The sequence below is a fragment of the Idiomarina sp. PL1-037 genome (assembly GCF_034422975.1).
GTDB lineage: Bacteria > Pseudomonadota > Gammaproteobacteria > Enterobacterales > Alteromonadaceae > Idiomarina.
This window is the reverse complement of record NZ_CP139873.1, coordinates 2,272,429-2,285,933: the sequence shown is the minus strand read 5'-3', so window position 1 is coordinate 2,285,933 and position 13,505 is coordinate 2,272,429. Positions and strand designations below refer to the sequence as shown.

The window sequence follows — 13,505 nt, the reverse complement described above, 5'->3', positions numbered from 1 at the left end:
TTTGAGGCTGGTCAAAAAAAGAGCGCGAATTTTAGCATAAAATGTGCCAACTACAACCGAAAAAATTATTTTCGGTTGCTGTCTGGTGCATTGCGTTGTGACGGGTCACTTTTAAAATCGCTGACCAGCTTGCGCGGGTTCAGCGCTTCGCGTTGCTTTTGTGCCGCCTCGGCCCACCAGAATAACTGATTCAGAGTGCGGCCGAAATATTGGATCCAGCGCTCAGTGTCTTCAACCTCCTGAGTGAATTTGCCGTTTTCCTCAAACACGGTTTGCGCTTTAGGCACGTGGATCATAGCGGATACCGGCAGGCAGCCTAATTCAGACAAGAAGGTACGCATATTAACCGCCGCGCGAACGCCGCCCCACTGACCAGCTGAGTAAGTCACAATGGCACTGGGTTTATAAGAGTACAACGACGCACCGAAGTGGTTCAGTAAATTTGCTAAGGCAGGACTCATGGAGTGGTTGTACTCAGGGCTGACCACCACGTAAGCATCGGCGGCTTCTATTTTTTTAGCCAGGGCGTCCAATTGCTCGGGAACGTCTTTTTCATGGTATGAAAAATGTGGCTTAAAAACATCGTCAAATGAGTAATCTAAAGGGTCAATAAGTTCGACTTCTGCGTTATCGAAGCTTTGCTCCAGGTAATTAACGCAGGCCTTTGCTACACGTTCGCCCAACCTGGCTGGTTTGGGTGGAGTGCTGTCACGTACCGTGCCTAAAAACACTAAATATTTCATTGTGGTTCCTCCTTAACTGAATCCCGCGCTGGTAAAAAACTAATAGCGGCTGTGGATAATAGCAATAACAGCGTTGATATCATTAGGCAAGCAACCAGGCCCCATTGCTGATACACCCAACCGGATAAAACGGTACCCAATAGACGCCCGGCGGCGTTGGCCATGTAGTAAAAGCCTACGTCCAAAGACACACCGTCGGCGCGTGAGTAAGAGACAATAAGGTAACTGTGCAACGACGAATTAATGGCAAACAGAATGCCGAACAGCCCTAAGCCAATAATAATGCTCTGGGTAACGGGTAAGCCCTGCCAAAGTGCCAGAGCAAGCGCTAGAGGGCTAAGAGTCAGTAGCGCATTCCATATAACAGCCTGAGTTTTCGGTACATCATTGCCCGTTTTTGTGAATTTAGGCGCAATGCTTTGCACAAAACCGTAGCCAATAACCCACAAGGCCAAAAAGCTGCCGACTTGCCAGTGGTTCCAGTCCAGCTGGCTGGCTAAGAACACGGGTAAGGCAACCACAAACCAGACGTCGCGGGCACCAAAGAGTAAAAAGCGAGCGCCCGATAAAATATTGATAGGTCGGCTTTTCGATAAAATGTCCTTAAACTTAGGCTTGAATTTGGCCTTACCCGACTCTTTTTTCAGGAAAATTAAACTGGCTACCCAGACCAGGCTGAGCATAACCGCCATGGAGAGCACGGCACCCTGGAAGCCAATTAAGGTAAGCAACAAGCCACCAAGGAAAAAGCCAACGCCTTTTAAGGTGTTTTTTGAACCGGTTAGTATGGCGACCCACTTATATAGCTGGCCTTGTTTGTCGTCCGGCACCAGCAGTTTAATGGTGCTTTTGGCGCTCATTTTATTGAGGTCTTTGGCAATGCCAGACAACGCCTGTGCGGCCATCACCCAAATGACGGTGAGCATAGAACCCGGTACAAGCAGCATGGCAAGCGCCACAATCTGTATACCGAGCCCAATGTTCATGGTGCGATTGAGCCCCCAACGAGCCCCCAGCCAGCCACCAAATAAGTTGGTGACTATGCCGAAAAACTCGTAGAACAGGAACAACATAGCCACTTCAAGCGCACTGTAACCCAACTGGTGGAAGTGCAGCACCACCAGCATGCGCAGTGCGCCGTCGGTCAGGGTAAAAGCCCAGTAGTTACCCGTAACAATTAAGTATTGGCGTATAGCCGGCGACAGCTGACTCAGCATTAGCCGACCTTTTCGACCAGTTCAACCGCGCGGTTGGCATAACCCCATTCATTGTCGTACCAGGCATAAATTTTCACGTGCGTGCCGTTAATAACCTTGGTCGACAGCGCATCCACAATGCTGGAGCGAGGGTCGGTTTTGTAATCTATTGATACTAACGGTCGCTTTTCATAGCCAAGAATGTCTTTGAGTTCGCCTTCAGAAGCCTCTTTCATCCAGCCATTAATTTCTTCAACAGAAGTGGCTTTTTCCACCTCGAACACGCAGTCGGTTAATGACGCGTTTGCTAGAGGTACACGTACCGCGTGTCCGTCAATTTTGTCCTTAAGTTCCGGGAAAATCTCCACAATGGCGGTTGCCGAACCGGTGGATGTCGGAATTAAGCTCATGCCACAGGCGCGTGCGCGCCGTAAGTCTTTGTGCGGCGCGTCCAGAATGGTCTGCGTATTGGTTAAATCATGAATGGTGGTAATTGACGCATGCTTAATACCAATTTTGTCCTGTAGTACTTTGACCACAGGTGCCAGACAGTTGGTGGTGCAGGATGCAGCGGTGAGTATTTGATGCTTCTCAGGGTCGTAAAGGTGATCATTAACGCCCAAAACAATGTTCAGCGCGCCGGGCTCTTTGACCGGAGCTGAAACCACCACGCGCTTAACGCCCTGTGACAGGTAATCGTTGAGCACTTTCACTGTTTTCATCTTGCCGGAGGCTTCCAGAACCACATCACAACCACTCCAGTCATTGTCAGCAATGGTTTTGTGTTGAGTGAAAGTTATGCGTTCATCACCAATTTGAATGGCGTTGTCCTGACCTTCGGCTTCATAACCCCAGCGACCATGTACCGAGTCAAAATTCAGTAAATGGGCAAAAGTAGCCGCATCAGCGCCCGGGTCATTCACCTGAGCAATTTCCAGATCAGGGTTTTCCCATGCTACGCGAAGCGCCAAACGACCAATACGACCCAAACCGTTAATTCCAACCTTAATAGTCATAAAAGACTCCTTTTGTGTATCTCTTACCTGCCTGCTATAGGGCTCGGGGGGAGTTTGCTGTCTTGTTTCGCTTAAGCATTGCGCCCCCTATGGCGGAGACGCTACAAGCTCATCCATGAGGGCTTGACGAAGGCCATCCTTGGCCTTCGACACTCCACGCCTTAACTTGATGCAAACCAGTGTTTGGTTTTATTCGCGAACCAGACTAATGAGAGCATCACCGGTACTTCTACCAGCACACCAACAACCGTGGCTAACGCTGCACCGGACTGCAAACCAAATAATGAAATAGCTACAGCAACGGCCAGTTCGAAAAAGTTTGAGGTACCAATTAAGCAGGCCGGAGCCGCAATGCGGTGGGGCAGCTTAATGAGTAACGCAATAATAAAGGTAATAGCAAAAACGCCGTACGTCTGTACCAATAATGGCGTAGCAATCATGGCGATATCCAGCGGACGGCTCAGTAGAACTTCGGCCTGAAACCCAAACAGCAGTACCACGGTCAGAAGCAGACCGACGATTGACCAGGGTTTCATGTTCTGATCAAAGTTCGCGAGTGCTTTATCACTGTCTGAATTTGAGCGTGTAATGTACTGACGCGTTATAAATCCGGCAATAAGCGGGGCAATAACATAGAGCCCCACACTTAATAGCAGGGTTTGCCAGGGCACAATAATATCTGTAACACCGAGTAACAAGGCGGCAATAGGCGCAAAGGCGAAAATCATAATAATATCGTTAACCGACACTTGTACCAGCGTGTAGTTAGCGTCGCCTTTGGTCAGCTGGCTCCAGATAAAAACCATGGCAGTACAGGGCGCAACCCCTAATAAAATGACTCCGGCCAGGTATTCATTTGCAGTTTCGGGCTCAATAAAGTCGGCAAATATACCTTTGAAGAATAGCCAGCCCACCAAGGCCATGGTAAAAGGTTTCACCAGCCAGTTAATGATAACCGTCAGAATTAAACCTTTGGGCTCTTTCGCTATTTGCGTGATAGCAGCAAAGTTCACCTGCACCATGACCGGGTAAATCATCAGCCAGATAAGTACTGCAATAATTAAGTTAACCTGAGCAAATTCAAAAGCTGAAAGCCATTCGAAAACGCTAGGGAAGAAGCTGCCCAGGGCGGTTCCGGCAATAATAGCTAAAGCTACCCAGGCAGAGAGAAAACGTTCAAACACACCCATTATCGATGTCCTTTATCAGTTGGGGATTATAGTCGGCGGTGGTGATAATGATTTTACGCATCCAGTCAGGCAGTGCCGGATTCAGCTGGTAGTAAACCCAGCGTTGGTTTTTGCGGTCAATCAATAGGCCGTATTCGCGTAGCTGTGCCAAATGGCGCGAAACCTTAGGCTGCGACATGGCGGTAGCATCAACAAACTCGCATACACACAGTTCTTGGTGTTTTGCTAACAGGCTTATCATGGTTAAACGTAGCGGGTCCGACATAATTTTGAAGAAATCTTCCGGTGCATTAAATAAATGCGGGTTGCCAATGTTTTTGCGCAAAATGAGCAAAAACATTTTGATACGCTCACTCAGTTCATGAGCGGTCTTCTTAAAGGCATTGGGCTTTTTACTGTTTACCGGATCGGGGAAGTTCCAGGCGATAAAGTGATTTTCTTTGTATTGTAGCTGGCATTCAGAGCGGGCGCGGTCACACAGGCTGATAACGTAATCAAATTCATCAATGCTTAAATCTGAGATGGTCTTTGAGCATAACCCTTCGGTACTAATCCCAAGGGCTTGCAGCGCTTCAATAGCTTTAGGTTCAGGCTGGGTTGGTTCAGTGCCAGCACTGTAAACTTCCAGTTCATCATTACCAAACTGTCGCAAAATGGCTTCGGCTATTAAAGAGCGAGCCGAGTTGGCCGTACAGAGAAACAGAACCTTCGTGGTCATGGGTATCACTATATATTCGATATTTCATATATATGGTAGATCGAATATGTGGAAGGTGCAACAGGATAGGGACTGAACCAAGAGCGCTGAGGTTACAAGAACCATTGTGGAGGACGCCCGTGAATACATCCCTGTAGGGCTTGGGCAGCGCCATCCGTGGCGCTGCACACCTCCACCGTGGTCCGCTGTAACCGTCGTACGCGCTCCTGTTTCAGTCCCTATCCTAATATCAATGCCAGGCTGGATCTCGCAGATGTAGATAGGGCAGGTTGCTCACTTTAAGCGTTATGAATGTTGAGCCCCTTGTGGCGGAGTGTCGAAGGCCAAGGATGGCCTTCGTCAAGCGTTCATGGATGAACTCGTAGCGTCTCCGTCACAAGGGGCTCAATGTTCAAGCGAAAAAAGTGAGCAACCTGTCCCGTTAGCGCCCAGGCTACAGCCCCAGCACCTCTTTGCCTTGGTCAAAGGTGACGTCAACCGGTATGCCGGCGTCGGTCAGTTTGTCTAAATCGGCTTTTAGCTGTGGGCTGACAACGCCTAGCGTTGCGACTAGTTCAGCTACGCCGTTGTAATCGCCGTCGCCTTGCAGTGTCAGAATTTTTTCCGACAGGCTGTTCATAGCGCCACGCATTTTTTCCATATTAATGGCGTATTGGCCGCTGGCGTTACGCTCAAAGGCACCTGCGTCAGCAAAGTAGTTAAAGCGGATCATGTTGGCTTTGCCGTGCGCACTTGAGGCCCCAAAACGAACGGAGCGGAAAATACTGGCCATAAAGGTGGTGTAGTAGTCTTTCAGTTCGCCTTCGGCTAGAACGCCTTGTTCGAATAACTGAGTCACCATGTACAAACCCAGAATATCGGCTTTGCCTTCTTCTAAAGCCGAAGCGTGTTCTTTTAACGCTGAGCGCACGGTGCCTTTGTCATTCAGAGTATTTTTAATGCCTAAGCCGTGAGCCACTTCGTGAAACATGGTGTTGGCAAAAAAGGCGTTGAAGGTAATGTCTTCACGTTGCTCGGGTACAATGAGCTGTTCGGCAATTGGCACCAGAATTTTATCGAACTTAGCTTGCATGGCGTTTTTAAGTTGCAGGCGACGTGTACCTTTTTCTAACTGAACTTCTTCGTCGTTAGGCAGGTTAATAGCAATGGTTTTACTGCCAGCATTTGAATGACCGGCATAATACACCACATCGTATGCGTTTAGCTGAGCATTAGCACCGGGTTTTTCTGCTTTGTAAGCCGACTCAACCGGCAGACCTTCCTGCAATTGCGGCAAGTATTGAGCATACTTTTCCAGACGTTGGCTCCAGGCTTTATCTTTTATTAACACGTAAGATTCAAAAGCGGTTTTGTAACCAAATAAATGGTCTTCATAATTCTCAATAGGACCGATAACCACATCAATATCGTTACCTGTCATGTCCATCCAGGCCATATCGGAAGGTTGATACTCATTACTTAAAAAGGCATCGGCGCGCAAACGCAGGTACTCTGAGAAATCGTCGTTTTCTGCTAAATCAGCAGCTTCACGCAGTAAATCAGCAGCTTTAGTCAAAGACTCTTTATAAGCTTCTGAGTAGGCAACTGTTTTTAATTCGCCTTCATCGTCGCGACGCAACAAGGTGTATAAGCTGTCTTTGTCCGCAAGCTCTGCGTTTTCAAATTCCGTTTTGGTCATGTCGGCAGGGTAAAAGTTGGCGCCTGCCGGTTTGTCTTCAAAACCGGTTAAGAAAGGCTGGTTATTGTTTAGCCTATCCCATGGTCCGTAGTTAATAACAGTAAACTCGCGGGCTTTTTCTTCCACTTGGTTTAAAAGCTCCTGTTTTTCACCCGAAAACGCCTGCTGCCAAAACAGGTTGTCCATAATTTTTGACGCGTCTATGAGTAAACCAACCATTTTTTTCTGCTCGCCTGATAAATGCGACAGGTCTGTTTTTAGTTGGTAGGGCGTGTAAATATCCAGTCTTTGTTCTGTCCCCGCAACTAATTCGTAGTGACCTTTTTGTCCGCTATCAGGGCTTTGTGTGGTGGTTTGAGGCTCGCTGCAACCCATTAAAACCAGCGCAAGTGGTGCTAAGCTAAACAGTGTTTTTTTCATAATAGGACGTTTCTAAAAATTGAGTTGTTGTAAAGTTCTGTTAATCTACTTCCAAGCTTTTTCAGAAGCAAGAAAACCATAATAATAAGGAACTAAAATGTCATCGCAAAATGCACTCTACCTGCTAATTGACGAGCGACTCAGACGTGATGAATTAAAACTTCCCGGCTTACCTGAAACGGCAGAGCAAGTGCGTAATGCCACCATGGATCCAGACTGCAACCTGCACGACCTCAGTCATATTATCCAGCAAGATACCGTTTTGACAGCGCGGCTTATTCGCCTGGCCAACAGTGCTTACCTTGGCGGCAGAAATAAAGCCGAAAGCTTAATGCAGGCGTTAACTCGTATTGGTATGCGGCGCATTCGGACACTGGCACTCGCGATGGCTATGGAACAGGTATTCAAACCGGGTAATGACATAGTGCAAATGTTTTCCCGGAAGTTTATTGTCGAAAGCAGAGAAATTGCCGCGGCAGCCGTTGTTATAACCGAAGACTTACAACGCAGAGGCATTGGCCACCGATTGCATCAGGACGTGGCGCTGTTAGCTGGGATGGTGTCGCGCATTGGCGTTGCTCCAATTTTGCATATGGCCAATGAGTTTGAAGACAGCTTTGCCAATCCTTCTTTTATTAAAGAGTGTATTACCCAGTTCAGCTCAACTTTAGGCAGTAATATTCTCAGTTATTGGCAGTTTACGCCAAACTTAGTGCAGGTGCCGCCTCACTATTACAGTGGCAGAATGACCTTAAACGATGCGATAACCGTGAACTATTGTGACATTGTGCATTTGGCTGCTTTGTTAACCGGAAACGTGAAACCTGGCAAGGACAGTGTGACTCTGGTTGAGTATCAAATGCTGGGGGTCATCAAGACCGATGATTTTTGGCAGCAGGAGTCTGTGCAGAAATCCTACCGCCAAATGCTGGATTTGCTGTCTTAGCCAAACGCTTTCTTTAAATCGTCAAACAAAAGCCCGACTTCAGCGCTCACCAGTGCAAAGTCGGCGTCGATTTTTTCTTCCGGGCTAGGGTCAACTAAATCGTCTTTGGCGTCGAGCAGGCGGTCTGTTGGCTTAACTCGTTTTAACGCCATATCCGACTCGATAATAAACTCTAAGTTTTCCTGCCATACCAGACCCAAACGAGTGACTTGCTTGCCACCAGCCAGGTGTGCGTGAATATCCTCTCGGGTTAAGTCTTCCTGCTTGCAGCGAATAATGCCGCCGTCCGCTTGTGGTGAACGCAGTTCTGCTTCATCACCAAACTCGAATGGGTTTGGCAATTCAGCATTTTGTAACCAGGCCGTAAGATAAGTTTCAACTGCGTCATTCGGGCTTACCGGGCGTACAGGTAACGAGCCGACGGATGAGCGTAACAGGCCTAAAAAGTCTTCGGCTTTATTGGCTGCTGACTCATCAACAGCAATAATTTGGCGGTCGAGGTCGATGTAACCCCAGCTTTGGCGAAAACGGCTGAATGCCTGTGGCAGAAGCTGGTGAATTAAGTCTTCTTTTAAGTTTTGTTTTTCTTTGCGAGGCACCGAGCGGCCTTCGGCTTCACTGATTTGGCGTACCTTTTCATCCAGCTGGGCGTTAACAACCGTGCTGGGAAGTACTTTTTCTTCTCGTTTGGCACACAGCAGCCAGCAATTACCCAGGCTGTGGGTTAGTACTTCATTGTCTGCGCCAAAAGGCGAACACCAGCCAAATGAGCTTTGATCCGAACGCGAACAGGGATGAAAGCTGTGCTCAGCTAATTGCTCAGAGAAATCATCAGGCAGAGAAAAGGTTTCGCTGAATTGATAAAAACGAAGATTTTTAAACCACATAGGTAAGCGTTCCTGTCGCAACAAAAAACAAAAATAAGGGCAGGGATTGTAGCCCGTTAGGGCAGAGCTGTCAGTTTAAAACCTGTACAGAAAAAGAAAAGAAATAGCTTAAACCTTTGCCGGGTTCGCTTTCAGCGCTGATTTCACCAGACAGTGTCTGAGTGACCAGGTTTCGGACAATATGCGTACCCAGGCCGCTGCCACCCTGGTCTCTTTTCGTGGTAAAGAAGGGGTCGAATAGCCGTTTAAGCTGAGTCTCAGATAAACCATTACCATTATCTGAATAGTGAACCTGAAGGGTCTCACCCTCAAGCCGGATAGAAATGACCATAAGCCCCTGACTAATCCCGTCAAAGGCGTGGCGTAGCGAGTTAAGAATCAGATTTGTGAAAATCTGCGATAACGCGCCGGCCGGGCAGCGTATGAAAATGTCATCGGCACATTCAAGACGCACCTGATGGTTGGTCTTTTTAAGGTGAGGCTGCAAGGACTGAACTAAATCTTCGATATAGCTTTTCAGATTAATGTCGCGGATAGCGTCTGACGCCTGGTCGACCGCTACTTGTTTAAAGCTGCTAATAAGATCAGACGCGCGATGCAGGTTACTGTCCAGTAAATTAAGGCTTTCGCGACCTTCCTCTATAAACTTCTTCAGCTGCGTCTGCGTCAGTTCTTTATTAAGCAGCGACTGATCGAGAGTGTCGAGCTTCTCGCGTAAATAAGAAGACGCTGTAACGCTAATGCCTATGGGCGTATTCACGTCGTGCGTAATACCGGCAACCAGCCCGCCCAGCGACGCCATTTTTTCCGATTCTATAAGTTGCTGCTGAGTTTCACGCAAGTTATTCAGTGAAGACTCCAGCCGCTGGTTAGACTGACGCAGTGTATTTTCAATTGCGCGGCGCTGGCCAACTTCGCGCTCCAGTTTCTCCTGACGCATTTCCAGCTCGTTTTTACGTTGTTCAAGGTCAAGCATAACCTGACTTAAACTGGAGGTTTTGCGCGCCACTTCCTGTTCAAGAATGGCATTTTGCTCGTCAAGTTGACGGTTAGCCGCTTTGAGCTTTTTCTGGGTTCGGTCCAGGTCCGACTGATATTCCTCAATATTATCCAGCAGCTGGTTATAGGCCTGCTCTACCAGCACCAGTTCATTGTTGTGCTGGTCAGCTAAGCGAATTCTGGAGCGTTCTAAGTTATCCAGCCGGAAGCCTTTAATTTGCTGAGTTAAGTCACTGAGTGGCCGGTTCAGCATGCGGTTAAAAGCAATAGTGAAAAGCACAATAAGGAAGAGACTTTTAATAATGGCGTTACCGATAATAAAGGCAAGGCTCACTTTAATGCGGTCAATAGCAATGTCGCGGGACGTAAACAGGCTAACATCACCCACTTTGGTGGAGTGACCGGAAAATTCAAATATGAGTGAATCGTAGTAGCCGAAAATGCCCTTACGTTCTGGCAGAAGAGCCCCTTCGCTATTGTCATCAGGTAAGTCGCTCATGGCTGTGGTTTCGCCCAGCTGCACCAAAATATTACCGGCATCGTCGCGAATAAGAACACCGGCAATAGCGGGAATACTAATAAGGCCGTCGGCAATGGTATCAATTTGATTGCTATTGAACTCCCAAAGCGAACGCGTCAGGGAGCCATTAAAGGTGCTTTGCTGGTTCTGCAGTTCGGCAATCAGTACCCGCTTAGTGTCAAAGTATTCAGCCCCAATTTGTATCGCGGTCACAATTAACGTCAACAAAAAGTAGACGGAAAGCACACGAGTTAATAAGGAGGATGAAATACTTTTAATTGCCATAGACTGAGGTCAACGAGTTGTATAGATAGGGATAAACTAATTCATTGACTGAAATAACGCAATAAAGCAATCCGGCCAATTAAAAGCACTGACACAAAAATGACATATTACAGTCATTAAGCTGTCACGAAAAGTCACTAGAGTCGCCACAAATTAATTCACAAAGGTCATAACTTATGAAGTTAATTACTTCTGCTGGCGCTTTAGCTGTTGCAGCCTTAGTCGCGGCTCCGGCTTATTCGCAACAGGACACACTGGAACCTGTGGTCGAGCAGGCATCCTCTATTAATGAGTCTGCCCGTCAGTCGCAGCTGACTATAGACCAAATTTCCGATGATATGCAGGAACGACTGCAACAGTATAAACGCATCATGAAAGAAATTGATGGGTTAAAGGTTTATACCGCGCAAGTCGAGCAGCAAATCGATAGCCAGGAAAGCGAAAAAAGCGACATTAATAACTCTATTGATCAAGTCAGTTATGTCGAGCGCCAAATTACCCCATTAATGTTGCGGATGATTGACTCGCTTGAGTCTTTTGTTGAATTAGACGCACCGTTCTTGCAGACCGAGCGAAGTGAACGCTTACAGCAGCTGAACGACCTGATGGAAAGAGCCAACGTCGATGTCTCTGAGAAGTTCCGCCGGGTTATGGAAGCTTACCAGATAGAAGCTGAATATGGTCGCAACATTGAAGCTTATACCGCCGAACACGAAATTGATGGTCAGCAACAAGACGTTACCTTCCTGCGTGTTGGCCGTGTCGCCTTAATTTATAAAACCCGCGACGGTCAGCATTTGGGGTTATGGAACCAACAAACGCGCAGCTGGGAAGAGCTTGATAGTAAGCACTTACCTGAAATTGACGAAGCTATTCGTATTGCCAGAAAACAACTGGCCCCAGATTTACTGATGATGCCGCTGTTCGCAAATAAATCGACCAGTTCTACTAACAACGGCAGCGGCCAATAAGGAATGATAGCCATGAGATTAAGTAAGCAGATTGCAAAATGGTTCTCAGTAACGCTACTGGCCATCACTTCTGGTGCGGCTTTGGCAGCACCGGTTCCGCAGGAACCCATTAATTTAGATGAGCTTTTACAGCAACTGCAACAGGGCAAGTTCTCACAGTCAGAGAACAATAAAGAGCGTGAACAGCGCTTTCGTGAAAAAGAGCAAGAACAAAAAGCCATGCTGGAAGACGCCATTGCCGAGCGCAATCGTCTGGAACAACGGGCGGAGCAACTGGAAACTCAGTTTGAACAAAATGAGACCGACCTTGGCAATTTAAGCGATACCCTTACACAGCGCATGGGTTCACTTAAAGAGCTGTTCGGTGTGTTGCAGCAGGTTGCTAACGATGCCTCCAGCAGTTTTGATAATTCGGTTATTTCGGCTCAGTACCCCGGGCGTGCCGAGAATTTATCAGAACTTGCTGAACGTATGGGCTCCTCGTCCAAGCTGGCTTCTATTGAAGACATAGAAAGCGTCTGGTTTGCCTTGCAACAGGAAATGACCGAATCCGGAAAAGTTGCTGAATTTACCACTCAGGTTACCGCAGCAAACGGCGATAAGTCAGAAAAAGAAGTGGTTCGGGTTGGTGCATTCAACCTGGTTGCAGACGGCAAGTATCTGGAACGCGTTGGTGAAACCGGTTCGGTTGCCGAACTGATACGTCAGCCGGCGGGTCGTTATCTGGGTACTGCAGAAGACATTCAGAAAACTGATAGCGGTATTGTGACTTTTGGTCTTGATCCCACCGGTGGCTCAATCCTGAGTCTGTTAGTTCAGGCGCCAAGCCTGGGTGAGCGTGTCGATCAGGGCGGAACCGTTGGTTACATCATTTTAGCCTTGGGTGCTATCGGTCTGCTGTTTGCGCTGGAACGTTTTGTTTCACTGATGCTGCTGGGTAACAAAGTGAAACGTCAGCTGAAAAAAGACAAGCCAAGTGACGATAACCCGCTGGGCCGCGTTATGCTCATTAAGGATAAATACCCACAGGCAGATACCGAAACTCTCGAGCTTAAATTGAGCGAAGGTATTTTACGGGAAGTGCCTAAGATTACCCGCAACCTGACGTTCATTAAGATTATTTCAGTCGTCGCACCGCTAATGGGTTTGCTGGGAACCGTAACCGGTATGATCAAAACCTTCCAGGCCATTACCTTGTTTGGTACGGGTGACCCGAAACTGATGGCGGGCGGTATTTCGCAAGCCCTGGTAACAACGGTACTGGGTCTGGTGGTTGCGATTCCAATGACGTTACTGTTCGCGACGTTGCATACGCGTAGCAAAAACCTGATTCATATACTGCAGGAACAAGCATCCGGCATTATCGCGGAGCGGTCTGAGCGAGGAGAGTAACCGTGTTATTCCTCATTGAATTCAGTAATGCGATTAGAGATTTCATCGAGGCCGGCGGACAAGTTCTGCTGGTCATCGGAATCCTCATTTTTACCATGTGGCTGATGATTCTTGAACGCATTTTTTATTACCTTAATGGCCACCGCGCTTGTGTGAAGGACGTACGTAAACGCTGGCAGGAACGGGAAGACAAGTCGTCCTGGAATGCAGAGCAAATTCGGCAGGCAATGATTTCCCGCGTAAGCCTGGCATTAGGTGGAAACTTACCGGTGATAAAAGCGTTAGTTGCACTGTGCCCACTGCTGGGGCTGATGGGTACCGTAACCGGCATGATTGAAGTGTTTGATGTGATGGCTGTGACCGGAACCGGTAGTGCCCGCTCCATGGCGTCGGGTGTTTCAAAAGCCACCATTCCGACCATGGCGGGTATGGTTGGCGCTTTGTCGGGTGTGTTTGCCGCGACCTGGTTGCAACGAACCACACGTCGCGAGCGCATGAAGCTGGAAGACAAAATTTTATTGGAACGTCACTAAGGTGATGTCGA

12 protein-coding genes are annotated in these 13,505 nt (G+C 47.8%); 4 read left to right on the top strand and 8 right to left on the bottom strand.

Annotation, left to right across the window (positions count from 1 at the left end; genetic code table 11):
- Positions 1 to 65: 65 nt before the first annotated feature.
- The 6 genes from U0358_RS10815 to U0358_RS10790 form a co-directional block, all read right to left on the bottom strand.
- Positions 66 to 743, bottom strand: a complete 678-nt coding sequence (locus U0358_RS10815; RefSeq protein WP_322406260.1) for an NADPH-dependent FMN reductase — start codon at positions 741 to 743, stop codon at positions 66 to 68.
- Positions 740 to 1,960: an organoarsenical effux MFS transporter ArsJ gene (arsJ, locus tag U0358_RS10810; RefSeq protein ID WP_322406259.1), complete on the bottom strand. Its 1,221-nt coding sequence runs from the start codon at positions 1,958 to 1,960 to the stop codon at positions 740 to 742. Before arsJ ends, U0358_RS10815 begins: the two co-directional genes overlap by 4 nt.
- Positions 1,960 to 2,955, bottom strand: coding sequence for an ArsJ-associated glyceraldehyde-3-phosphate dehydrogenase (locus U0358_RS10805; RefSeq protein ID WP_322406258.1), 996 nt, complete (start codon positions 2,953 to 2,955; stop codon positions 1,960 to 1,962). The genes arsJ and U0358_RS10805 overlap by 1 nt, the downstream gene beginning before the upstream one ends.
- Before the next feature lie 161 nt (positions 2,956 to 3,116).
- On the bottom strand, positions 3,117 to 4,145 hold the full coding sequence (arsB, locus tag U0358_RS10800) for an ACR3 family arsenite efflux transporter (protein ID WP_322406256.1): 1,029 nt from the start codon (positions 4,143 to 4,145) through the stop codon (positions 3,117 to 3,119).
- The gene (locus U0358_RS10795; protein WP_322406255.1) at positions 4,132 to 4,863 is read right to left on the bottom strand and encodes a metalloregulator ArsR/SmtB family transcription factor; all 732 of its coding nucleotides are present in this window, start codon (positions 4,861 to 4,863) and stop codon (positions 4,132 to 4,134) included. The genes arsB and U0358_RS10795 overlap by 14 nt, the downstream gene beginning before the upstream one ends.
- A gap of 433 nt (positions 4,864 to 5,296) precedes the next feature.
- A complete protein-coding gene (locus U0358_RS10790) occupies positions 5,297 to 6,961 on the bottom strand; it encodes a dipeptidyl-peptidase 3 family protein (RefSeq protein ID WP_322406254.1) in 1,665 nt (554 codons plus the stop codon).
- A gap of 97 nt (positions 6,962 to 7,058) precedes the next feature.
- Here U0358_RS10790 and U0358_RS10785 point away from each other — a divergent pair, with 97 nt between their 5' ends.
- Positions 7,059 to 7,907: an HDOD domain-containing protein gene (locus U0358_RS10785; protein ID WP_317497391.1), complete on the top strand. Its 849-nt coding sequence runs from the start codon at positions 7,059 to 7,061 to the stop codon at positions 7,905 to 7,907.
- On the opposite strand, the gene rdgC is transcribed toward U0358_RS10785, so the two are convergent.
- Both rdgC and U0358_RS10775 read right to left on the bottom strand, forming a co-directional pair.
- Positions 7,904 to 8,794 (bottom strand): recombination-associated protein RdgC, encoded by an 891-nt coding sequence (gene rdgC / locus U0358_RS10780; protein WP_322406253.1) that lies wholly within the window; start codon positions 8,792 to 8,794, stop codon positions 7,904 to 7,906. The genes U0358_RS10785 and rdgC overlap by 4 nt on opposite strands.
- Positions 8,795 to 8,864: 70 nt before the next feature.
- On the bottom strand, positions 8,865 to 10,598 hold the full coding sequence (locus tag U0358_RS10775; RefSeq protein ID WP_322406252.1) for a sensor histidine kinase: 1,734 nt from the start codon (positions 10,596 to 10,598) through the stop codon (positions 8,865 to 8,867).
- Between the two features lie 176 nt (positions 10,599 to 10,774).
- On the opposite strand from U0358_RS10775, the gene U0358_RS10770 reads away from it, so the two are divergent.
- From U0358_RS10770 to U0358_RS10760, 3 genes are read left to right on the top strand one after another with little or no spacing between them, the layout of a single operon-like run.
- A complete protein-coding gene (locus U0358_RS10770; RefSeq protein WP_317497388.1) occupies positions 10,775 to 11,569 on the top strand; it encodes a DUF3450 domain-containing protein in 795 nt (264 codons plus the stop codon).
- A gap of 12 nt (positions 11,570 to 11,581) precedes the next feature.
- Positions 11,582 to 12,961, top strand: a complete 1,380-nt coding sequence (locus U0358_RS10765; RefSeq protein WP_322406251.1) for a MotA/TolQ/ExbB proton channel family protein — start codon at positions 11,582 to 11,584, stop codon at positions 12,959 to 12,961.
- 2 nt (positions 12,962 to 12,963) lie between these two features.
- Complete coding sequence (locus U0358_RS10760; RefSeq protein WP_322406250.1) at positions 12,964 to 13,494, top strand: MotA/TolQ/ExbB proton channel family protein; 531 nt, start codon at positions 12,964 to 12,966, stop codon at positions 13,492 to 13,494.
- Positions 13,495 to 13,505: the final 11 nt, after the last annotated feature.